Below are 21,343 nucleotides of genomic sequence, written 5' to 3'. Positions count from 1 at the left end.
AATAAAAAAGCTCATCATTGTGGTGGGCTTTTTTATTTTTAGCCTGGAAAGGTTCAGGTGAAAAAGCCGGGTTCTGGCGTGAACAAGAGGTTGAGTGATGCTGGTTAAAATTGAAGATGGTTTTTACTTGAATTCACGACATATTATTGCGTTAAGAGTGAACAGAATATTGAATGAAGAGCGTTTTATGGTGTCTATTGAATATACACCACACTCGATGCAGGACAAGGGGCTGTATCAGCGCATCTTTCCGAATAAAATTGAAGCAGAACTGTTTTTACAGGCATTGCATCAGGAAATTTCCAAACCCTGACCGCTGTTCAGCAGATTTAAAAAAAACTCCTCACGTTGAGGAGTTTTTTTATGGCAGCTTTAGATTTACTTTAGACTTTCACAATTAGCACCGGAATAGGCGATTGGGTCAGCACGTTTTGCGCTACGCTACCCAGCATCATTTTCTTGAAACCGGTCCGGCCATGTGAGCCCATAATAATCAGATCGGCACCGACTTCATCGGCAATCTGCATAATGCCATCTGAGGGTGAAACGCCGTGCGCCAGTTTCTGATCGACCTGCACGCCTTCACGCTGGAAAGAATCAAGAATTTCCTGCAAGCGCAGTTTGGCATTTTTTTCGGCCTGCATGAAATAGTCGGTAATGGCCGGAGCAACTTTATAAAAATCGACGCCGACAAATGGGTCAACCGCAATCACGCTCATTACCGTGACCTGGCAGCCTAAATCTTTGGCCAAACTTAAAGCCTGTTCTACAGCAGCATAAGAAATCGGGGATTCATCCACTGGAACAAGAATATGTTTATAGCTGGTCATGACAGTTTTCCTTATTTTTACATATGAATATCGCGGGCTTTATTGAAACTGACAGTGAATGAAAGTACATCAAAAGCATTCAGGATTCTGAGCTGTAGTAGGGCAATTAGGCCTTAATGACCAGCACCGGCAATTCAGAACTGCGCAGTACATCCTGAGCAAAACTACCGAGCAGGAATTTCTGGAAGCCTTTACGACCGTGTGAACCCATCACAATCAGGTCAACGCCCATTTCTTGTGCAGCTTCAACCACATGCTTGGCCGATACTTCACCTTCCACAATTTTAGTACTTACAGTAACGCCTGCAGCTTCGGCAATTTGCTGGCCTTCTTTCAGGGCTTTTTGTGCATTACCGTGTGCCTGCACAAAATATTCTTTCATGATGGCAGATGAATAATAGAAATCGGCATCAGTGAACGGGTCTTCCGCCACCAGACTCACCAGACTCAGCTGACTGTTAAAGGCACGGGCAATTTCAGCTGCATGTTGCACCGCAGAATAGGAAATTTGAGAACCATCGACCGGAACGAGAATATGCTGATACGCCATGGAGAAACTCCTTATTGATATAATGAACTTAATGTTTAGCTATACTCTATAGATAGCACATCACCGGGGGGCATTCAATTTATTCCGGTGTTCTGTCTGCAAAAAAGATACAGATTTTCAATCACAATACCACTTAAGTAGGTCTTTGATTTAACAAATAATTCTGACTGGAATACTCTACATTGTCAGATCGCATTGTCGTGAAAAACCGGGTTCCATCTGCGCGGCGGCTGCTTTATAGTGAAGAAAAATAAAACAGCTGTATAAACAGGAAGATGGGTGAAATGAAGTATCTGATGTTAAGTCTGTGCATGAGCTTGCTGCTGGTGCTGAGTGGCTGCCAAAGCACAGCCGGTAATAGCCGTATTATTGCCGGCGCATTTAATCTGACCACCCAATTGCAACAGAAACTGATGGATCGGGATGCACCGCAGCAGGTGCGGGTGCTGGAAAATATCCAGTATCAGCAAGATCCGGATTTAAGCCTGGATGTCTATTTGCCAGCACAGACACCTGATGATACCGGATTACGCCCGGCCGTGGTCTGGATTCATGGCGGTGGCTGGATTTCCGGTTCCAAAGCCCATGCGCGCGGTTATTTTAAACGGCTGGCAGATGCCGGTTATCCGGTGTTTTCACTGCAATATCAACTGGCGCCAGCGGCGACTTATCCCACCCAGTTACACCAGATTAATCAGGCACTGGCCTATATTCAGGAACATGGCGCGCTGTTTGGTGTTGATGCCGAGCAACTATTTCTGGCTGGAGATTCTGCCGGTGCCAATCTGGCCAGCCATTATGCAGCCTTGTTGAGTAATCCGGAATTTGCCGCGCATTCGGAATTTGTGCCGGTTCTGGCCTTAACACAGCTGAAAGGGGTGATTTTGCACTGCGGGATTTATGATTTACCGTATTTTATTAAAACCGCGCCGGATGAAATCAAAATTGTCGAGTGGGGCATTTATAACATGGTGCAGGCCTATACCGGCGACCGCAAACAGGATGCGGAATTTCTGCAGCAGATTTCACCAATTCAGCATATTACTCCCGCGTTTCCACCGGTATTTTTAAGTGGCGGCAATAAGGATTTTCTGACTGATACTCAATCTTTACCGCTGTTAGAGGTGTTAAAGCAGCAGCAGGTGCCAGTAAAAGCAGTATTTTATCCCGACTCTAAACGCTGGCTGATTCATGAATATCAGTTCTTAATGCATCTGCCCGAAAGCCAGCAGAATTTTGAGCAGACCCTGTCATTTCTGGCCGATTATAGTAAAGCGGATCAGACAGATAGATCCGCGCCCTAAAATCTGCTGGTCATCATGTTAGTCTTTAGGATTTGGCTTTCCAGGGAAATTTCATCACCAGTAACACCACCACACCGCAAACCAGTCCCCAGAAGGCCGAGCCAATGCCCCAGAACTGGATGCCTGAAGCGCTTAGTAAAAAGGTCATTAATGCGGCTTCCCGGTCATCGACCTCTTTAAAGGCAATAAAGGCGTTATGGCCAATGGTGCCAAACAGGGCGATACCGGCCAATGCAGTAATCAGCACTGCCGGAAAAGACATCAGCAGGCTGGTTAAGGTGGCGGCAAACAAGCCCATCAGGATATAAAACAGGCCACAGCTCATGCCGGCAATATAGCGTTTTGATGGGTCCGGATGCACCTGATGATCCAGACTAACGGCGGCACTAATCGCTGCAATATTCACGCTATAACAGCCAAAAGGCGATAACACGGCCTGCGCGGTACCGGTCCAGCCGAGCAACTGATTAACATGCGGCTGATAGCCGTAGCTTTTAATAATGGCGATGCCGGGCAAATATTGAGAGGCCAGATTAATCACCAGCAACGGTAAAGCCAGACCTAAAATAGCGGGCAGGCTAAATTCCGGACTGATCCACACTGGTTGTGCCAATGACCAGCTCACCACAGGAAAATGGAAATCCAGTACCAGTGGGCACAGCAGCATCGCGGCAATTACGGTCAGTACAATGCTATAGCGTGGCCAGAAGCGTTTTGACAGTACATAGGCTGCCAGTAAAGACAGAATAAATGCCCATTCATGTTGAATACTGGCGAACAAGGCAATACCAAATTTCAGCAGCACGCCGGCCAGCATGGCGCTGGTCAGGCTTTGTGGAATATAACGAAACAGACGTTCAAAAATACCGAAAAAGCCCAACAGTGCAGTCAGCACGCCACACACCAGAAAAGCCCCAATAGCCTGATTCAGACTATAACCACTGCCCGTGGCAATAATCAGGGCCAGCCCGGCGGTTGACCAGGACGTCGACACCGGATATTTGAATTTCCATGAGAGCAGCAAGCCCGACAGGCCAATGCCCAGACCCAAAGCCCAGAACCAGGAGGTAATCTGTTCGGCTGTGGCCCCTAAAGTTTGCGCCGCCTGAATCACCAGTACGGCAGAAACACTAATACCAATTAAAAAAGTGATAAATCCAGCAAAAACAGCCGGAATAGAAAAATCATGTATAAGCTTTTGCATAATCCGTTGCACAATAAAAATGGGAGAGAAAGCCGATAAATCATACGCCTTTCAATGGCCATCTAAAAGCTCAAATCTTTATCAGAAGTTAAAAATTTTGCTTGATTTTTATAGGGTCGAGCTGGCCAGTTTTAAACCGAAACCACAAAACAGCAAGCCAACTGCGGCCACACCGGTCGCAGTAAGGCGGTAATTCCGGTTGAAATAGGTCGCCAGTTTCATTCCGGAAAAAATCAGAATTGACAGATAACTCATACTGATGATTTGCAGAATAATCGCCAGCAGGGTAAAAGTCAGCGCCGGATAAGGATAGGCCGGATCAACAAATTGCACAAAAAAAGACAGATAAAACAGAATCGCTTTCGGATTTAAAATACTAATGGTTAATGCGGTGCGAAAAGGATGAACCTGTTCTGGCGTACTGCTGCTATTCTTGGTTTGAGTCGAGCGGCTTTTCTCGGGCTGCCAGGTGCGATAGGCGGCAATCATCAGACGTATGCCCAAATAACTTAAATACAGCGCGCCAATCATTTTCAGTGCTATAAACAGCCATGGAAAACTGTGCAGTACTGAAGCCGCACCAAAGGCAGTACACAGAATTAAAATCAGGTCACCGGTATAAACGCCTAAAGCGCCCAGATAGCCGGCTTTAATGCCAAAGCGTGAGGCAATTGACATCACATATAAAGAGTTAGGGCCGGGCAGGATCACAATTAAAATGGTTCCAATAATGAACGTCATTACGTCAGTGATACCAAACACAGGAAATCCAGAGAACTAAAAAGGCCGATGCAGCATTATATAGCAACATCGGCCTGGAATACGCGCACAGTGGCGCGGCTAAACAGAAAAATTAAGCTTTAATTTCGGCATCAATACCAAAGCCTTGGCGCAATAACTGGCTTAACTGTTCACGCGCTTTAATAAAGCCATCAATACCGCTTTGCAGTAACTGGAAGGCCATTAAGTCATGTTCCAGCTGCTGTTTAAATTTCTCTTTTGTGATTGGTTCCAGCTCGCCTTGAGATTCAATCGTGTCACTTGAGAGTTGTGCTGTGACTTCACGCTCATCCTGTTCCAGTTCGGCCAGCAGGTTGGGTGAAACGGTTAACAGGTCACAACCGGCCAGCGCCAAGACCTGATCAATACTGCGGAAGCTGGCACCCATGATTTCAGTCTTCACCGCATGCTGTTTGTAGAACTGGTAAATCTTTTTGACTGACAGCACACCCGGATCTTTTTCAATTGGGTAGTACATGACATTTTCGGCTTTTTTGTACCAGTCCAGAATACGCCCGACAAAAGGGGAAATCAGGGTCACGTTGGCATCAGCGCAGGCATGTGCCTGATGCAGACCGAATAGCAAGGTTAAATTGGTGTGGATGCCTTCCGCTTCCAGCTGTTTTGCCGCCTGAATACCTTCCCAGGTCGAAGCAATTTTAATCAGAATGCGTTTCTGATCAATGCCATATGCTTTATACAGCGCGAGCAGTTCTTTGGCTTTGGCAATAGTGGCATCTGTATCATAAGATAGCGAGGCATCTACCTCAGTCGAGACACGGCCATCAATCAGTTTAAGAATTTCTACCCCGAACTTGACGGTTAAAATATCAATGGTGCGTTCAATCAGCTCGTCTTGCTGATAACCTTCCGCTTTGGCCTGATCAAAGGCTTCGGTTAAAAGCGGTTTGCTGTCGGCCTGTTCAGCCGCCGCGGTAATTAAAGACGGGTTGGTTGTTGCATCTAAAGGACGAAACTTTTCAATGGCAGTTAAGTCACTGCTGTCGGCCACAATAGTTGTTAAGCGTTTTAATTGGTTTAAGGCGTTCTGTGTCATTGAATCCGCTTCTCTAGTTGTTCGGTTATTGCTTATGCAATTATTTATAACACAAACTGGATTTAACCCAAGTGAAAAGCGTTACAGATCAGTGTCTAATTTGTGCTTTTTCGTTGATTGCGCAAGTGATTAATCAAAAAACGAGCAGCCAGCCCCAGTTTGCTTTCACGGCTCCAGACCAGATCGACAAAATATTCAAACTTGGGCGAGAAATCCAGAAAGTCCAAAACCTGTAGTTGCTGCTTTAAGTTCGGGTTTTCATTCAGCATTTGCATCGGCAACACACCCCAGCCCAGACCCTGTAAAATTAACGAGCAGGCAGTATGATGATTATCAGTGCGCCAGTACTGTTTGGAAAATAACAGTTCCGGCTGAATACGACGGTCACGGCTGGCCACCACAATTTGCCGGCTGTGCAAAATAGCTTCAAAGCTGACCGGTGCCTGTTGAGCCAAGGCAAAATCTCGGGCCGCCACCGGCACCAAGGCTTCGCGTTTCAGTTCTACAAACTGCTCGCCACTGTCGAGCTGTTCACGTTCAAACATCACTGCCAGTTGCGCCGACTGTTCGACCAGCATGTGCATGGCATCTTCCTGTGGCGCTGAAAATATATTGATCTGTAGCGTTGGAAATTCCTGCTGCAGCAGGGCAATGTACTGGGTCCAGTCGCTATGAATCAGCTCGGAAACCACCACAATATTCAGTTCTGATTCCAGCCCTTCACTTAACGCTGCGGCATGCTGTTTCCACTGGTTCATTTCAACCAGCAGTTGCTCGGTCTTTTCATACAAGGTTAATGCCTGTGCGGTCGGCACCGGTTCACGCCCGATGCGTTGAAATAGATTCAAGTTTAGGTCAATTTCTAGATTGGCAATTGACATACTTACTGCAGATGGCACTTTTCCCAGTTGCCGCGCCGCTGCGGAAAAAGAACCGCATTCAATCACGGTTTTAAAGATGATCAGCTGTTCCTGGTTCACATTCATGGGCAGCAACCTGTCAATAATATTGAAAGATTCTAACTCGATTTGTCGATAATTTAAAAATAAGATGGCAGTAATTGATGAAATGGATAAGGTTTAACATGTTGCTGTCAAAAAGAAGATTAATTCATGCCTTGAGTTATGAACTGATTTTACTGGTGATTATTGCCCTGGCTTTAAGCCTGATTTTCAAGATGCCACTGGAAGTCACCGGTAGCCTGGGTGTGGCGATGGCGGTGACCTCGGTCTTATGGAATATGCTGTTTAATTATTTTTTTGAAAAATTTGAAGCACGCAGACAGCTCAAGCGTACGGTGAAAGTACGGATTTTACATGCCATTGGTTTCGAAGGAGGCTTAATGTTAGCCACCATTCCAATGGTGGCCTATGCCATGCAGATGAGTCTGCCCGAGGCCTTTTTGCTGGATTTAAGCCTGACCTTATGTATTCTGGTCTATACCTTTATCTTCCAGTGGGGTTATGACGCGATTGAGGCTCGTTTGGGCTATGCACCGGCCTATCGTGAGTCTGTTTAAAATACGTCTGATGAATTTAAGAGCAGACAATAAAAAGGTAATAAAATGTCCATAAAAAAAGCCACTGCACCAGGCAGTGGCTTTTTCAGTGAAGGCGAGGAGAATTACTTCTCGACAATCGCTGTTACACCTTGACCGCCTGCAGCACAGATTGAAATCAGCACACGACCTGAACCTTTTTCATTCAGCAGTTTGGCAGCAGTCGCCAGAATACGTCCGCCGGTTGCAGCAAATGGGTGACCAGCAGCCAGAGAAGAACCTTTTACGTTCAGCTTGTTACGATCAATTGAACCCAATGGTGCTTCTAGACCTAAGCGATCTTTACAGAATTTTGGATCTTCCCAGGCTTTTAAGGTCGACAGCACTTGTGAAGCAAAAGCTTCGTGAATTTCATAGTAGTCAAAGTCTTGTAGAGTCAGGCCGGCACGTTCCAGCATCCGTGGTACGGCATAGGCTGGCGCCATAAGCAGGCCTTCTTTCTTCTCGACAAAATCAACTGCAGCCGTTTCCTGGAAGGTTAAGTAAGCCAGTACGTCATGACCATTGGCTTTAGCCCATTCTTCAGAAGCAAGCAGAACACAAGATGCACCATCGGTCAGTGGGGTTGAGTTGCCTGCGGTCATGGTACGCGCATCACCTTTACCAAAGGCTGGTTTCAGTTTAGCCAGTTTCTCTACTGAAGAATCCGGGCGCAAGTTGTTGTCACGCTCTAAACCTAAGAATGGTGTGATCAGGTCATCAAAGAAACCTGCTTCATAGGCTGCTGCCATTTTCTGGTGTGAAGATGCAGCAAGTTCATCCTGCGCTTCACGCGAGATGCCCCATTCCAGCGCAGTAATCGCCTGATGGTCACCCATTGACAGACCGGTACGTGGTTCACCATTTTTCGGTGCATCCATCAGGTCTTTGATATTGATTTTGGTCAGCGCTTTTAAGCGGTCTTTACCGGTTTTGGCAATATTCAGCTCCAGCAGGGCTTTACGTAAACCGTCACCAAAAGCAATCGGGGCATCGGAAGTGGTATCGACACCACCAGCAATACCGACTTCAATTTGGCCCAGAGCAATTTTATTGGCCACTAAAAAAGCTGCCTGCAAACCGGTTCCACACGCTTGCTGAATATCGTAAGCAGGTGTTTCAGGAGCCAATTCAGTGTTCAGTACACACTCACGAGTCATGTTAAAATCACGGCTGTGTTTGAGTACGGCACCGGCAACGACTTCACCGAGGCGTTGGCCTTCTAAACGATAACGTTCTACCAGACCATTTAAAGCGGCGGTGAACATATCGATGTTTGAGGCAGTGAAGTAAGCGCCATTTGAACGTGCAAATGGAATGCGGTTACCACCGATAATCGCAACGCGACGGACAGTATTTTGGCTCATGGTATTATCCTGTTGACCAGATGTTTCAGTTGTAGTTTCAGAAGGAGGAGGGGTTGTACTTTTTTTACGGGTAGATGCCGCACGGGTGCGTGCAGGTTTAGCCGCAGGGTTTGCTGACGAATTTGCCGTGCCAGAACTTTTGGTTGTACGCGTTGTACTTTTTGATGTATTTGACACAGTTTCTGTAGCAGAATTTTCGACCGCCGGATTTTCTTGAGTTGTTTTGCTCATAAGGCTTTTCCAAGCATGTTGATGATCTTCTTAGGGGTTACATTAGCATAATCTAGAATAGCCTGAATTGACTACAATGACATTGCAGAATGCTTTCAGGTCAAGTCATCTGTATATGATCTCAAGTATTATTCATAACAAACTGATCGATCTATTGAAATACAAAGTATCTGACATCATATTGAAGCTAAAGGATAACTTTAGATTAATCACAAATTCATTTTGTCTGAGAGATAATAATCATGACTGACCAATACCAAGCTTTTGCAAAATCTCCAATTGGTAAATTTGTCATTAAAAATTTAGGCCTGCCATCCCCAACTTTCCTTGAGCGTTTTGACAGCGCCACGCCTGTGGTCAAGGGTGCAGTTTTGTTGGGCGCAGCGCCGGAAAGCACATTATCAGGTGCAATTGCCCAGATTCTGGCCAATATCCATGCCAACAGCTATGCTGGCAATAATGCAGAATTACAGCAGGCCGTTGCACAAGCCGGTTTAAACCTGTGTGCTTTTAACGCGGGCGATAAAGAATCTAAATTTAAAGCGGTGGTCTTTGATGCCTCAGGCATTCAGAACTCTGAGCAGTTAAATGCGCTCTATAACTTCTTTAATCCGGTGGCGCGCCAGATTCAGGCCTCTGGCCGTGTAGTGGTGATCGGCACTACACCGGAAACCGCCAAAACGGTAAAACATGCGATTGCACAGCGTGCGTTGGAAGGCTTTGTTAAATCGGTCGGGAAAGAGTTTAAAAAAGGTATTGCCGCCAATCTGATTTATGTTGATGACGGCGCTGAAGCAAACCTGGAATCGAGCTTACGTTTTGCCTTGTCACCGCGTTCGGCTTATGTATCGGGTCAGGTGATTCGTGTTTCTAAAGCAGATACAGTCGATGTGGATTGGGCTAAACCACTGGCAGGTAAAACCGCGGTTGTGACTGGTGCCAGCCGTGGTATTGGTGAAGCGATTGCGCATGTATTGGCACGTGATGGCGCGCATGTGATTTGTCTGGACGTACCACAGCAACAAGCTGACTTGGACCGTGTTGCCTCTGAAATTGGGGGTTCAACCTTGGCAATTGATATTACCGCCGCTGATGCGGGCGAGCAGATTAAAGCGGCAGCTGCTGCACAGGGCGGTCTGGATATTATCGTGCACAATGCCGGTATTACCCGTGACAAGACACTGGCCAATATGAAGCCTGAACTGTGGGATCTGGTGATTAACATTAACCTGGCTGCTATTGAACGCGTGAACGACTATCTGCTGGAAAATGACGGTCTGAATGCCAATGGCCGTATCATCTGCGTATCCTCGATTTCAGGGATTGCCGGTAACCTGGGCCAAACCAACTATGCAGCATCAAAAGCAGGCGTGATTGGAGTGGTGAAATATACGGCACCGGTGCTGAAAAATGGTGTGACTATTAACGCTGTGGCTCCGGGCTTTATTGAAACCCAAATGACTGCGGCCATTCCGTTTGCCATTCGTGAAGCGGGCCGCCGTATGAACTCGATGAGTCAGGGCGGTTTACCGGTTGATGTCGCAGAAACCATTGCCTTCTTTGCCTCAACTGCATCTACCGGTTTAAATGGTAACGTGGTGCGTGTTTGTGGTCAGAGTCTGTTAGGGGCTTAATATATCCCTCACTCGGAATCCCCCCTAAAATCCCTCTTTAATAAAGGGGGACTTCTTCTCCCTTTTTGAAGGGAGGTCGGGAGGGATTTGAGGGAATTAAAATAGAAAACCCCAATTCTTATTAAAGAAAGGGTGATTTAAAAGATAAATATTCCAAAGGTTCAGTATGAATACTCGCCATTTTAGTCAACTTCCCAAGCCGTATTTAGCCTATCCAAAAGTGATTCAGGGCCTAATTTTTAAAAAGCCGAAGGGTGAAAAAGTTCTGCCGCAAGTTGAATATGTGGTGGATTCATTCAAGGTCGACCAGAAGCATCTGAAAGCCTATAACGAAGTCTGTGGTTTTAAAAATAACGGCTATATTCCGGCCATTTATCTGGCGGTGTTATCGCAAAGCCTGCAAATGCACATGATGACTGCGGAAGCTTTTCCATTTCCGATTTTAGGTCTGGTGCATATCCGCAATCAGCTCAAGCAATACCGTAAAGTTGGCGTGAATGAGCAGCTGACTTTATCCTGCAAGTTTGGTGAATTGCAGCCACATGACAAAGGCGTACAGTTTGATTTTATCACCATTGCTAAAGTTGGCAATGAAGTGGTGATGGAAGGTTTAACCACCTATTTGTCACGTCAGAAAAGTGGCAACAAGCCCGCGGCCAAAGCAGCAGAAAGTGCCGTACCGGATTATGTACCGGCAGGACAATGGGATGTGTCGGAAAATACCGGTCGCCGTTATGCGCTGACATCGGGAGATTTTAACCTGATCCATATTCATGCGTTAACCGCCAAAGCCTTTGGTTTTAAACAGGCCATTGCACACGGCATGTGGAGTAAAGCCAAAGCGCTGGCCAATATCCAGTTGCCAGATGCGTATGAAGCTGATGTCTGGTTTAAATTGCCAATGTATCTGCCATCTCAGGTGGAATTCTTGACGGCGCAGCAGGCGCAAAATACTGACTTCCTGATTCGTAGCAAGAAGAACCAGAAACCGCATGTCAGCGGTAGCATTCGCGCGCTTTAAGTCATCGAGCCTAGGTCCAAACCGGATTTGGGCTTTTTAATTGTTCACCTTGTTGCTGGAAAGGATGCATGAACAGCATAAAAGATTATCTGCGTGCAGATATTCAGAATTATCGTGGTTCAGTGGAAGAACCATTTAAAGATTTGGCCCATCTGTTTAGCCGTTTTCAGGATGCCCGCTCAACGCAAGGCGGCGCCGCGCTGGTGGTTTATTTTCAGGGACATAAAGTCGTTGATATTTATACCGGTCAAAAATCTGCCAATGAAGCCTGGCAGCCGGATAGTCTGTCGGTCTGTTATTCCACCGGAAAAGGCGTGCTGGCCACGCTGGCGCATATTCTGGTGAGTCAGGGGCGGCTGGATTATGATGTGCCGGTGGCTGAATATTGGCCAGAATTTGCAGCGCAGGGCAAACAGCAGCTGACTTTAAGAGAGATGCTGTGCCATCGCAGTGGTTTATACGATATCCGTAACCTGATTGCCGATGCCTCGGAAATGGCCGACTGGTCGCATATGCTGGAGGTCATTGCCGCGGCCAAACCGCGTTTTCTGCCGAACAGTGATGCAGCCTATCAGCCCTTGACCTTTGGCTGGCAGGTCGGTGGTGTCTTGGAAAAAGCCTGTAATGAAAGCTTGGCTGTATTGATGCAGCGTCATTTAAGCGAGCCATTGGAATTAAACGGAGCTTATTTTGGCGTGCCGGTAGAGCAGTTGGCGCGGGTAGCACGACCGTTTGCCACATCTCAGCCCGCCCAATCTGCCCAGCCTCCCAAAAAACAGGCTGCTGCTAAACCTGCACGTACCGCATCGCCTTTAGAAAAGCTGATGGCCTTCAGTGGACAACATCCGCAAGATTTTCAGGATGCCATGATTCCCAAAGGCATGAAGAAATTTTCATTCTTTAGTGATGCCGGTTTACAGGCGATTGTGCCGGCAGCCTCCGGGGTATTTACGGCACAAAGTCTGGCCAAAATCTATGCCATGCTGGCGCAGGGTGGCCAATGGCAGGGGCAGCGACTGATTTCACCACAGGTGTTTCAGGCCCTAAGTCAGGTGCAATATACCGCCCGTGACCGGGTGATGCCGCTGCCGATGCATTGGCGTTTGGGCTATCACCGCATTCTGAGCCTGGGCAAGTCGGCATCGTCGGGCTTTGGTCATATTGGTTTTAATGGTTCGGGTGCCTGGTGTGATCCAGAGCGGAATTTAAGTTTTGCTTATACCCATAATTTTCCGACCGGTTCCATCACCGGCGATTATCGCTTGTGGGGATTAACCCAGGAAACCTTACGCTGTGCCGATGGTGTGTTAAAAGGCCGTAAGGGCTGGTTTTAAACAGTTTGAGATGATTTTTGGTCCAGCCTTGTGCTATGTTCTGGCACTAGTCAATTTGATGTTGTGCAAAGATGAAAAAAGTCATTTTGATTCCGCTGGTCGCCAGTTCAGTTCTACTCGGATGTCAGGATCAAAACTCAAGCCAGTCACAGACGGTGGTGGAATCTAAGAGCGCAATTCCTGCGTGGGTCGGTGAGTTCAAAGGCACTACGCCTTGTATGGGCTGTTTGTCGCGCTGTGATGATTGTCCGGGAATGGCAGTATCTTTAGAACTTCATCAGGATGAAACTTATACCTTAGTGCGTGAAAGTATGAGCCGGCACAATACACCGGAAGTGATTCAAGGGCGGACTCGCTTTGCAGATGCGTCGCGTCAGCAGCTTGAACTGCTGCAAGTCAACACCCGAAATTTGTTATATGTCGATCTTGAGAAACAATTGCTCGAGATTCGTGTAGATCAAACAGGCAAACGCTATCAAATGCAAAGTGATTTTATTCTGGCCAAGTCTGTTTAAATACTGGCTAATCATCTGCTAAATATACTGATTTTTAATCCCTTTTTTGCTGGCGCGAACAAGGGATTTTTCTTTGGAAGCGCCCGTCATTTATTTCACTATTTACTAAAAAAACAGTATGCTTAGACCTGTAAAAAGGAGCATACATGTATCAGGTACTTGCGCGTAAATATCGTCCACGTAATTTTAATGAGCTGGTGGGGCAAAATCATGTTTCTCGTGCACTGACCAGTGCCTTAGAGCGTGGCCGTTTACACCATGCCTATCTGTTTACCGGGACTCGTGGGGTCGGGAAAACCACCATTGCGCGTATTTTGGCCAAATGCCTGAACTGTGAAACAGGGGTGACCTCCACACCGTGTGAAGTTTGTCCGACCTGTAAGGCGGTGAATGAAGGCCGTTTTATTGATTTAATCGAGATTGATGCGGCATCACGTACCAAAGTGGAAGATACCCGCGAACTGCTCGATAACGTACCGTATGCACCGACACAAGGCCGCTTTAAAGTCTACCTGATTGACGAAGTGCATATGCTCTCGACGCACTCTTTCAATGCCTTGCTAAAAACGCTGGAAGAACCGCCAGAGCATGTTAAATTCCTGTTTGCCACCACCGATCCTCAAAAGCTCCCGATTACGGTCATTTCACGTTGTCTGCAATTTACCTTGCGTCCTTTGGCAGTAGATGAAATTACCGAGCACTTATCTTCAATTCTCAGCAAAGAGCAGATTCAGGCCGAGCAGGATGCAATCTGGCAAATTGCTGAATCGGCGCAAGGTTCATTACGTGATGCCTTGTCCTTAACCGATCAGGCCATTGCCTATGGTCAGGGTGAAATTCATCATCAGGATGTCAAAGACATGCTGGGGCTGATTGACCGCACCATTATTTATGACCTGATTCTGGCGATTCATCAGAACCAGACTGCGCGCGTGAGCGCACTGTTAATACAGTTCCGTCAGCAGGCGCTGGATGTATCACTGGTGCTGGATCAGCTGATTTCGACCTTGCATGAACTGGCCTTATTGCAATATCTGCCAGATTTAAGCCTGAAATATAGTGCCGAAATTAACCAGAAAATTACCCAGCTGTCGCAGCGCATTTCGGCTCAGGATTTACAGCTGTATTACCAGATTGCCAGCAAAGGTCGCGCAGATTTACAGCTGGCGGTTACCCAGGAGCAGGGCTTTGAGATGTGCGTGCTGCGTCTGCTGGCTTTCCGTCCCTTACAGCCAAATGAAGTGCCCTTGACGCAGGTCAGCGCACAAAGCAACGCAGTTGCTGCAGCACCGGTAGTCGAGTCAGCTACCGCGCAGCCTGAACCGGTGCATCCCGTTGTTTCAGCTGAGGATGAATTAGAAGCTGAAACTGCTGCTATAAACCCACCCGTTGCTGAACCATCATCAGATGATTTTCTGCAGGATGAAGCGTTAGAGGTTGCTGAAGTTGCATCTCCATCCGAACCAGACCATCCGGTGACTACACCGGCAGAAGCGGCATCTGCGCAGATGATTTTTGATCCGGCGGCAGATGAAGTGCTGTTTGATTTAGATGAAGATGATCGTGCTGATCAGCCGGAAACGCAGGATGAGGCCAGCAGTGATGATTTCCTGTTTGATGAAATTGCCCCTTTACCAGAAACCACTCCTGCGCAGCCGATTCAACAGCCTGCTGAACTTGCAGCACCGGTTTCGTCTGTCGCACAACAGCCTGAGCTGACACATCCACAGGATTCCAGCCCGCAAGACAGTTTATTTGCGCAGCCAGCACCGACGTCATCCGTCAACCAGCCTGTCGTTGCTGCTGTAGACAATACCGCTATTCCACGTGCTGATCAGCGCCTGATGCCGCAAGATATTCTGCAACTGCCGGTGCAGTCCTTAGAGGGCGAATGGAGTGTGGAAAAATGGGAATACTGGTTCCGTAATAGTGATTTATCACCGGCAGTTCAGGAACTGGCCCAACACGGCCTGATGACCGGCCAGATTGAAGCTGAGTCGGTTTTCCATATTCCGGAGCAGTATCAGCAATTGTTAAATTCGCAGTTACAGCATTTAGAAGCAGCGCTGAAACAGCAGTGGCCGAACAGCTTCCTGAAAGTGCAGTATGGACAGGTCACAGAGGTGACACCGTATAGCTTGCAGCAGGAACGTAAAGTACGTGCTTATCAACGCGCCAGTGAGCTGCTGCATCAGGAGCCGCAGGTTAAATCGCTGCTCGAAAGTTTTGATGGCGAATTGCAGAATATCCAGTTGAAATAACCACCGTCAGACCATTTCAACCGTTTATTGAGAACGCAGATAAGGCAACAGGGCATTCCGCATTTCGCTTGGAATCGGGGTGCTTTTACGTTGCTGCGCATCGACAAAAACATGCACCATATGTCCTTGAGCTGAAGCCTGCTGTTGATGCTGCTTGAAAATTGCCAGATCATATTTCAGCGAGCTGTTGCCCAGCGCTGCAATCGCCACACCAACCTCAATCACTTCTGGATAACTCAGCTCGGCTAAAAAGCTGCAGCCAGAGTCTACCACCAGCCCCATAATCTCGGCCTGATGAATATTCAGTCCGGCTTTCTCAATCAGCAGCGCATTGGCAGCGGTATCGAAGTAGCTGTAATACATGACATTATTGACATGACCATACATGTCGTTGTCTGACCAGCGGGTTTGAATCGGTAAAAAGAAGGTATATTGATCGCGGGTTTTGGCTACCGGTTTCATAAAAAGACGTCATCCCTGAATAGATCGAAAATTTATATTTTTGATTTACCACAACTTTAAATAGCTTCAGCCTTATTGATAAATCGCCTGATAGATGGCCAATGCATCCTGTTTTTCCATGTCGCGTGGATTATTTTGCAGCAGGCGGGTTTGTAACATGGCATCCTCGGCCAGCTGTTCCAGCATGTTTTCAGGTACATTCAGGGCATTCAGTTTTAAGGTCAGACCACTGCGGTCCAGATAGTTTTGCATGTGGTCAATAAACAGATCGCACAAACCATCTACACAACCTTTACTGGATGAGTCGAGCAAGGTCATCAATTCGGCATACTGCTGCTTGGCGGCTGGTGCATTAAATTTCAGCACTTCGGTTAAGACCAGCGCATTGCTGTGCCCATGCGACAAATGAAAATGTCCACCCAGCGGATAGGCCAGTGCATGGACTGCTGCCACCGGTGCATTGGCAAAAGCCTGTCCGGCCAGCATCGAGCCGACCAGCATATTTTGACGGGCTTCTATATTGTTGCCATCTTTTAGCACCAGATGCAGATTCTGGTTCAGCAGTTTAAGTGCCTGAATCGCCAGCATATCGGCATAAAAGTTCTTTTTGTGTTTGGAGGTATAGGCTTCAATGGCATGTACCATTGCATCAATACCGGTGGCGGCCGTAATGTGCGCCGGCAGGTTTTGGGTAAAGTTGGCATCTAAAATGGTGACATCGGCATACAGGGCAGCAGATACAATGCCGGTTTTGGTGGTTTCGCCGGTGGTGACAATGGAAATAGGCGTCACTTCCGAGCCGGTACCGGCCGTGGTTGGAATTAGAATAAGAGGCAAACGCGGTTTTTGCGCCTGATTGATGCCATACATCTCATGCAATTGCTGTTTCTGTTCAGGATGGGCCAGCAGGGCAATAATTTTAGCCACATCCAGCGAGCTGCCGCCCCCAAAACCAATGACTGTATCTATCTGGTTTTGCCGGGCGAATTCGGCGGCTTCCAGCACAATATGTTCCGGTGGATCGGCCTGTACGCTAGAATAAATGCAGTAATTACATCCTGCAGCTTCGAGAATTTCCAAAACAGGCGCATGCAATTGTAATTGCACCATCCCCGGATCGGTCACCAGCAGCACACGTTGATTGTTCTGTTCAGTCAGGAGGGCTTTGAGCTGTTGGATGCTGCCCAGTCCGGCAATAATGTTGGGCACAGTCTGGAATTGAAATGGGCTCATACGCTTTATCCTTAATTTTTATACTTAAATCAACATTTATCTATAGTGACAATATAGGATTCATCCTGCAAATAACTTAACATAAGACACTTTAAAAGAAAGCAGTTTTGAGGTTGTTATGTCATCCAGAACGCCATACAAGGTGTTATGTGTCTGTTTGGGCAATATCTGCCGTTCACCTACCGCGGAAGTGGTGTTCAGACATTATTGTGATGCACAGCAACTGAATATCTGGGTCGATTCTGCCGGCACCAGTAATTATCATCCGGGCAAAGCACCCGATGCGCGCAGCCAGCAACATGCTTTGCAGCGTGGCTATGATTTATCTGCCTTGCGTGCCCGTCAGTTAACCACGCGCGATTTTCTGGATTTTGATCTGATTCTGGCGATGGATCAGGAAAACCTGCAAAATATTCAGCATTTAAAGCGTCATGCGGCCGAAGAATATGGTGCAGAACTGCTACGTGCAAAAGTGGCGCTAATGAGCGAACATGATCCACAATATCCACGTCATGAAGTGCCTGATCCTTATTATGGCGAAGCCGATGGCTTTGAACGCGTGCTGGATCAGTGTGAGTCCAGCGCACAGGCCTGGATCAATATTTTAAAAACAGAATTGGCTTAAATCAGGTTTAAGAATATGAACATTCAACATCAGGTCCAGCTTAAGCCTTTTAATACCTTAAATCTGGCTGCAAATGCGTCTCATTATATTAAGGTGCATTCTACCGATGATTTAATCGCAGCCTTAAACTATGCCAAGTTACAGCAGCTGAATGTGCTGATTTTATCGGGCGGCAGTAATATGCTGCTGCCAGAGCAGATTCAGGCGCTGGTGTTACATATGGATATTCAGGGCATTGAATTCCTGAATGAAGATGACAATTTCAGCACCATTCGCGTCGGTGCGGGTCAGGTCTGGCATGATTTTGTGCTCTGGACCACCACGCAGCAGTTATTTGGCCTGCAAAATCTGGCCTTAATTCCCGGTCTGGTCGGTGCATCGCCGGTACAGAATATTGGTGCCTATGGGGTTGAGGTCGGTGAATTTATTGAATCGGTACAGGTTTATGACCGCTATAACGGTCAGTTTAATTCGATTCTGGCCAGTGACTGCCATTTTGCCTATCGCCACAGTATTTTCAAAGAAAATCCAAACCGCTATATCATCACCCATGTCACGTTCAAGCTGCGGAAACAGCCGGACTTGAAACTGAATTATGGCGATTTAAAAACCGCGGTGGGTGATGAGCAAACCGCGGAAAACCTGCAACGCCAGGTGATCCAGATCCGTCAAAGTAAACTGCCAGATCCGCAGCAATTTCCAAATGTTGGCAGTTTCTTTAAAAATCCGGTGGTGACTGCCGCGGTCTATGAACAGCTGGCGACTCAATTCCCGAACATGCCGCATTATCCGCAGCCCGAAGGCCAGGTCAAAATTGCGGCTGGCTGGCTTATTGATCAGGCCGGCTGGAAAGGGAAACAGCTGGGCATGGTTGGTATGTTTCACAAGCAGGCGCTGGTGCTTGTCAATTATGCCAATGCGACCCTGGCCGATGTTCAGGCAACATATCAGGCAGTACAGCAGGACGTGTACCAAAAATTTGGGATACACTTAGAACCAGAACCGGTGCTGTTTAATGACGCCGGGCTGATTATTCCCCACAATACCTTTTAATCAGGTTAGGCATTTATGAATAGAACTCACTGGATGGTGCGTATCGTACAAATGGCGGCTGTGCTATTTGTGCTGATGGGCTGTCTGGTGGTTTTTATCTATTCGCCGTTTTATTCCAAGTTTGTGATTAAAGTGCTGAATACCATTGTACCGGTGGAGGTCAATGAAGTGGCTGCACAAAGCCAGCAGATGGGGGCACTGACCGATCAGGAAAATCTGGAACCTGGCTCGAATTTGTGGATTGCCCGGCAAGCTTATTTAAAAGTGATGGAAGAAGAGATTCAGGCCAAAAATTCACAGAATCTCACCATCATTCAGGCACGCTATAAAGCCTTGCAGGCTTTAATTCAGGATGAGCAGCGCAGTCAGCAGGAACAAGAGCAGGACAGCACACCGCAAATTCCATTGCTGGCCGATGTTTCCGCATCTGAGGCGCAACTTGCACAGCCTTCACAGCAGTTACAGGATTTATTGGAGTTAGACAACTCTGAAAATCAGGCCCTAATGGAACAGTATCTGAAATTTTTAAGAACCCATGAAGTGGCAGCGGTTGAAACCGTACCGGTTGATGAAGAAATTTTTCAGGATATCGCACTGATTCAACAACAAAATAGCCAGAAGCCGCAAATAACTTCCCAACCGTATGCAATTGTGGTTCTGGGCGGCGGTCTGACCTTACATGAAAATCAAAAAGATATTATTGTGAATAACTACACACAACTACGTTTAGAAAAAACCTTAGAAATTGAAAAACAGTATAAATTACCCATTGTGCTGAGCGGTGTTGAAGCACCTTATATGCAGAAATGGCTGGCAGAACGCGGGGTTGAAGCCAACTTGCTGGAAGATCGCAGTATGAACACCTGTGAAAACTCGCGTTTTAGTTCCTTGCTGCTACAGAAAAAAGGCGGCGCACCAACGGTGATTTTAATCACCGATCAATATCACATGCCGCGCACACGCCGTTTGTTTGCCTTAAACGGCATTGAAACCGTGCCGGTGGTCGCGCCAATTCCAACCGAGTTGACCCAATGGCAGCCTAGTGAGCAGAACTATGATCATAGCCGCCGTGCCAATTATGAAATGCTGGCCACCATCCGCGATATGCTGTTTGGTTCGAGCGACTGCCGGGAGGTGCCATAATGCCGAATATCCCGTTTTTAAATCCGAGTGTGCTGAAACAGCTGGATTTACCGGTTCCTAGCCGCGATACCACGCCGCAGGTGCTGGAGCCTTTAAACCTGAACCGGCCTTATGCGCCCACGGTGGATATTCAGGCCTATCGCCAGCTTTACGGTTTTGACAGCTTAGAGTGCGAGCATTGGCAGGGTTATGTGCAAATGCCGCTGTTTAAACTGCATGTGCAGGTGTTTCAGCCTAAACTTGAAGCGGGCAAGCTGGAAAAAAGCAAAGGTACGGTGTTTTTACTGCATGGCTATCTGGAGCACAGCGGCATTTATCAGCCGATTGTCAAAGAAATTCTGGAGCAGGGCTTTAGTGTCTTGACTTATGATTTGCCCGGCCATGGTTTAAGTAATGGCTCACCGGCCAGTATCCAGAATTTTGATCATTACCAGCAGGTATTACATGCCATTTACCAATATGTGCGCAATGCCGATCAATTGCCTAAGCCTTGGCTAGGGGTAGGGCAAAGTACTGGTGGTGCGATCTGGATGCATCATTTACTGGAATTTGCTGAGCGCCGGGAGAATCCGTTTGTTGAGCGTGTGCTGTTACTGTCACCTCTCATCCGTCCGGCCAAAAGTGCCTGGTGGCATAATTCGGTGGGCCTCGGAATTATCCGCCGGATTAAACGCGAAGTGCCGCGCCATTTTAGACGCAATAACCATAACCCGGAATTTTTACGTTTTGTGCGCTTAAAAGATCCGTTACAACCACGGATGATGGGCATGGACTGGATTCTGGCCATGTCCAAATGGATGCTGGAAATGGAACAGCGGCCAGCGTGTCGAATTCCGGTGTGGCTGGCTCAAGGCGCGCAGGATCAGACTGTGGACTGGCGTTATAACATCGAGTTTATCCGGCGTAAATTCCGCCTGCAAACCTTGCTGATGCTGGAAGAAGGGTCACATCAACTGATTAATGAGCGCCCGGATATTCGTGCGGCCTTAACCGGTTTGATTCCAGCCTTTTTGCATGCTTCGAATTCCAAGACTTATTATTAATCTTTCCTCCATTTCATAAAAAAGAGGCGGGTGCCACTGCTGTCCCATAGTTTGCTTTAAATAAAAAAACCTGAGTCCTAACAGTTAAAATATGAGTGTAAACAAACACTTTAACGACCAGGATTCAGGTTTTGTCACATCAGAATACCGTATTTCATG

The 21,343-nt window shown here is 47.2% G+C and carries 21 protein-coding genes; 12 read left to right on the top strand and 9 right to left on the bottom strand.

The window, feature by feature from the left end:
• Positions 1 to 97: 97 nt before the first annotated feature.
• Positions 98 to 313: a hypothetical protein gene (locus FTU55_RS11475; RefSeq protein WP_005178631.1), complete on the top strand. Its 216-nt coding sequence runs from the start codon at positions 98 to 100 to the stop codon at positions 311 to 313.
• A gap of 70 nt (positions 314 to 383) precedes the next feature.
• Here the strand turns inward: FTU55_RS11475 and FTU55_RS11470 are convergent, their stop codons facing one another.
• Together FTU55_RS11470 and FTU55_RS11465 are read right to left on the bottom strand one after the other, a co-directional pair.
• Entirely contained in the window at positions 384 to 830 is a 447-nt protein-coding gene (locus FTU55_RS11470) for a universal stress protein (RefSeq protein ID WP_005178630.1), read from the bottom strand.
• Positions 831 to 936: 106 nt separating this feature from the next.
• Complete coding sequence (locus FTU55_RS11465; protein ID WP_005178628.1) at positions 937 to 1,380, bottom strand: universal stress protein; 444 nt, start codon at positions 1,378 to 1,380, stop codon at positions 937 to 939.
• A 284-nt stretch (positions 1,381 to 1,664) separates the two neighbouring features.
• On the opposite strand from FTU55_RS11465, the gene FTU55_RS11460 reads away from it, so the two are divergent.
• The gene (locus FTU55_RS11460; RefSeq protein WP_180036880.1) at positions 1,665 to 2,684 is read left to right on the top strand and encodes an alpha/beta hydrolase; all 1,020 of its coding nucleotides are present in this window, start codon (positions 1,665 to 1,667) and stop codon (positions 2,682 to 2,684) included.
• 25 nt (positions 2,685 to 2,709) lie between these two features.
• On the opposite strand, the gene FTU55_RS11455 is transcribed toward FTU55_RS11460, so the two are convergent.
• The 4 genes from FTU55_RS11455 to FTU55_RS11440 form a co-directional block, all read right to left on the bottom strand.
• On the bottom strand, positions 2,710 to 3,888 hold the full coding sequence (locus FTU55_RS11455; RefSeq protein ID WP_127798830.1) for a benzoate/H(+) symporter BenE family transporter: 1,179 nt from the start codon (positions 3,886 to 3,888) through the stop codon (positions 2,710 to 2,712).
• A gap of 108 nt (positions 3,889 to 3,996) precedes the next feature.
• Positions 3,997 to 4,650: a leucine efflux protein LeuE gene (gene leuE / locus FTU55_RS11450; protein WP_104489198.1), complete on the bottom strand. Its 654-nt coding sequence runs from the start codon at positions 4,648 to 4,650 to the stop codon at positions 3,997 to 3,999.
• Between the two features lie 91 nt (positions 4,651 to 4,741).
• Positions 4,742 to 5,725: a transaldolase gene (gene tal, locus FTU55_RS11445; RefSeq protein WP_180047120.1), complete on the bottom strand. Its 984-nt coding sequence runs from the start codon at positions 5,723 to 5,725 to the stop codon at positions 4,742 to 4,744.
• Between the two features lie 95 nt (positions 5,726 to 5,820).
• The gene (locus FTU55_RS11440; RefSeq protein ID WP_180047118.1) at positions 5,821 to 6,711 is read right to left on the bottom strand and encodes a LysR family transcriptional regulator; all 891 of its coding nucleotides are present in this window, start codon (positions 6,709 to 6,711) and stop codon (positions 5,821 to 5,823) included.
• Positions 6,712 to 6,809: 98 nt separating this feature from the next.
• On the opposite strand from FTU55_RS11440, the gene aceI reads away from it, so the two are divergent.
• Entirely contained in the window at positions 6,810 to 7,244 is a 435-nt protein-coding gene (aceI, locus tag FTU55_RS11435) for a chlorhexidine efflux PACE transporter AceI (protein ID WP_180047116.1), read from the top strand.
• A gap of 104 nt (positions 7,245 to 7,348) precedes the next feature.
• On the opposite strand, the gene FTU55_RS11430 is transcribed toward aceI, so the two are convergent.
• Positions 7,349 to 8,860 (bottom strand): acetyl-CoA C-acetyltransferase, encoded by a 1,512-nt coding sequence (locus FTU55_RS11430; RefSeq protein ID WP_045795462.1) that lies wholly within the window; start codon positions 8,858 to 8,860, stop codon positions 7,349 to 7,351.
• 242 nt (positions 8,861 to 9,102) lie between these two features.
• Between FTU55_RS11430 and FTU55_RS11425 the strand changes: the two genes are divergently transcribed.
• The 5 genes from FTU55_RS11425 (at position 9,103) to dnaX (ending at position 15,625) form a co-directional block, all read left to right on the top strand.
• Entirely contained in the window at positions 9,103 to 10,494 is a 1,392-nt protein-coding gene (locus FTU55_RS11425) for a 3-oxoacyl-ACP reductase (RefSeq protein ID WP_180047115.1), read from the top strand.
• 166 nt (positions 10,495 to 10,660) lie between these two features.
• The gene (locus FTU55_RS11420; RefSeq protein ID WP_180047113.1) at positions 10,661 to 11,515 is read left to right on the top strand and encodes a MaoC/PaaZ C-terminal domain-containing protein; all 855 of its coding nucleotides are present in this window, start codon (positions 10,661 to 10,663) and stop codon (positions 11,513 to 11,515) included.
• 68 nt (positions 11,516 to 11,583) lie between these two features.
• On the top strand, positions 11,584 to 12,849 hold the full coding sequence (locus FTU55_RS11415; protein ID WP_180047111.1) for a serine hydrolase: 1,266 nt from the start codon (positions 11,584 to 11,586) through the stop codon (positions 12,847 to 12,849).
• A 71-nt stretch (positions 12,850 to 12,920) separates the two neighbouring features.
• Entirely contained in the window at positions 12,921 to 13,364 is a 444-nt protein-coding gene (locus tag FTU55_RS11410; RefSeq protein ID WP_180047109.1) for a copper resistance protein NlpE N-terminal domain-containing protein, read from the top strand.
• A gap of 146 nt (positions 13,365 to 13,510) precedes the next feature.
• Entirely contained in the window at positions 13,511 to 15,625 is a 2,115-nt protein-coding gene (gene dnaX, locus FTU55_RS11405) for a DNA polymerase III subunit gamma/tau (protein ID WP_180047107.1), read from the top strand.
• Between the two features lie 24 nt (positions 15,626 to 15,649).
• Here the strand turns inward: dnaX and FTU55_RS11400 are convergent, their stop codons facing one another.
• Positions 15,650 to 16,087, bottom strand: coding sequence for a thioesterase family protein (locus FTU55_RS11400; protein ID WP_075166843.1), 438 nt, complete (start codon positions 16,085 to 16,087; stop codon positions 15,650 to 15,652).
• 72 nt (positions 16,088 to 16,159) lie between these two features.
• Entirely contained in the window at positions 16,160 to 17,320 is a 1,161-nt protein-coding gene (locus FTU55_RS11395; RefSeq protein WP_180047105.1) for an iron-containing alcohol dehydrogenase, read from the bottom strand.
• Positions 17,321 to 17,438: 118 nt separating this feature from the next.
• Between FTU55_RS11395 and FTU55_RS11390 the strand changes: the two genes are divergently transcribed.
• Genes FTU55_RS11390 through FTU55_RS11375 form a run of 4 tightly spaced genes read left to right on the top strand, consistent with a single transcriptional unit; the run spans position 17,439 to position 21,184 of the window.
• Positions 17,439 to 17,945 (top strand): low molecular weight protein-tyrosine-phosphatase, encoded by a 507-nt coding sequence (locus tag FTU55_RS11390; RefSeq protein WP_005178601.1) that lies wholly within the window; start codon positions 17,439 to 17,441, stop codon positions 17,943 to 17,945.
• 15 nt (positions 17,946 to 17,960) lie between these two features.
• A complete protein-coding gene (gene murB, locus FTU55_RS11385) occupies positions 17,961 to 18,998 on the top strand; it encodes a UDP-N-acetylmuramate dehydrogenase (RefSeq protein WP_160232436.1) in 1,038 nt (345 codons plus the stop codon).
• Between the two features lie 15 nt (positions 18,999 to 19,013).
• Positions 19,014 to 20,141: a YdcF family protein gene (locus FTU55_RS11380; protein WP_180047103.1), complete on the top strand. Its 1,128-nt coding sequence runs from the start codon at positions 19,014 to 19,016 to the stop codon at positions 20,139 to 20,141.
• Positions 20,141 to 21,184, top strand: coding sequence for an alpha/beta hydrolase (locus FTU55_RS11375; RefSeq protein ID WP_005178596.1), 1,044 nt, complete (start codon positions 20,141 to 20,143; stop codon positions 21,182 to 21,184). The genes FTU55_RS11380 and FTU55_RS11375 overlap by 1 nt, the downstream gene beginning before the upstream one ends.
• Positions 21,185 to 21,343: the final 159 nt, after the last annotated feature.

The sequence above is a fragment of the Acinetobacter sp. YH12117 genome (assembly GCF_013418865.1).
Lineage (GTDB): Bacteria > Pseudomonadota > Gammaproteobacteria > Pseudomonadales > Moraxellaceae > Acinetobacter > Acinetobacter indicus.
This window is presented reverse-complemented; position numbering and strand designations above follow the sequence as displayed.

What these genes read in the sequence shown, in the direction of transcription:
- FTU55_RS11475 (WP_005178631.1), top strand. Translation starts at nt 98, where the DNA reads ATGCTGGTTAAAATTGAAGATGGTTTTTACTTGAATTCACGACATATT.
- FTU55_RS11470 (WP_005178630.1), bottom strand. Translation starts at nt 830, where the DNA reads ATGACCAGCTATAAACATATTCTTGTTCCAGTGGATGAATCCCCGATT.
- FTU55_RS11465 (WP_005178628.1), bottom strand. Translation starts at nt 1,380, where the DNA reads ATGGCGTATCAGCATATTCTCGTTCCGGTCGATGGTTCTCAAATTTCC.
- FTU55_RS11460 (WP_180036880.1), top strand. Translation starts at nt 1,665, where the DNA reads ATGAAGTATCTGATGTTAAGTCTGTGCATGAGCTTGCTGCTGGTGCTG.
- FTU55_RS11455 (WP_127798830.1), bottom strand. Translation starts at nt 3,888, where the DNA reads ATGCAAAAGCTTATACATGATTTTTCTATTCCGGCTGTTTTTGCTGGA.
- tal (WP_180047120.1), bottom strand. Translation starts at nt 5,725, where the DNA reads ATGACACAGAACGCCTTAAACCAATTAAAACGCTTAACAACTATTGTG.
- FTU55_RS11440 (WP_180047118.1), bottom strand. Translation starts at nt 6,711, where the DNA reads ATGAATGTGAACCAGGAACAGCTGATCATCTTTAAAACCGTGATTGAA.
- aceI (WP_180047116.1), top strand. Translation starts at nt 6,810, where the DNA reads ATGTTGCTGTCAAAAAGAAGATTAATTCATGCCTTGAGTTATGAACTG.
- FTU55_RS11430 (WP_045795462.1), bottom strand. Translation starts at nt 8,860, where the DNA reads ATGAGCAAAACAACTCAAGAAAATCCGGCGGTCGAAAATTCTGCTACA.
- FTU55_RS11425 (WP_180047115.1), top strand. Translation starts at nt 9,103, where the DNA reads ATGACTGACCAATACCAAGCTTTTGCAAAATCTCCAATTGGTAAATTT.
- FTU55_RS11420 (WP_180047113.1), top strand. Translation starts at nt 10,661, where the DNA reads ATGAATACTCGCCATTTTAGTCAACTTCCCAAGCCGTATTTAGCCTAT.
- FTU55_RS11415 (WP_180047111.1), top strand. Translation starts at nt 11,584, where the DNA reads ATGAACAGCATAAAAGATTATCTGCGTGCAGATATTCAGAATTATCGT.
- FTU55_RS11410 (WP_180047109.1), top strand. Translation starts at nt 12,921, where the DNA reads ATGAAAAAAGTCATTTTGATTCCGCTGGTCGCCAGTTCAGTTCTACTC.
- dnaX (WP_180047107.1), top strand. Translation starts at nt 13,511, where the DNA reads ATGTATCAGGTACTTGCGCGTAAATATCGTCCACGTAATTTTAATGAG.
- FTU55_RS11400 (WP_075166843.1), bottom strand. Translation starts at nt 16,087, where the DNA reads ATGAAACCGGTAGCCAAAACCCGCGATCAATATACCTTCTTTTTACCG.
- FTU55_RS11395 (WP_180047105.1), bottom strand. Translation starts at nt 17,320, where the DNA reads ATGAGCCCATTTCAATTCCAGACTGTGCCCAACATTATTGCCGGACTG.
- FTU55_RS11390 (WP_005178601.1), top strand. Translation starts at nt 17,439, where the DNA reads ATGTCATCCAGAACGCCATACAAGGTGTTATGTGTCTGTTTGGGCAAT.
- murB (WP_160232436.1), top strand. Translation starts at nt 17,961, where the DNA reads ATGAACATTCAACATCAGGTCCAGCTTAAGCCTTTTAATACCTTAAAT.
- FTU55_RS11380 (WP_180047103.1), top strand. Translation starts at nt 19,014, where the DNA reads ATGAATAGAACTCACTGGATGGTGCGTATCGTACAAATGGCGGCTGTG.
- FTU55_RS11375 (WP_005178596.1), top strand. Translation starts at nt 20,141, where the DNA reads ATGCCGAATATCCCGTTTTTAAATCCGAGTGTGCTGAAACAGCTGGAT.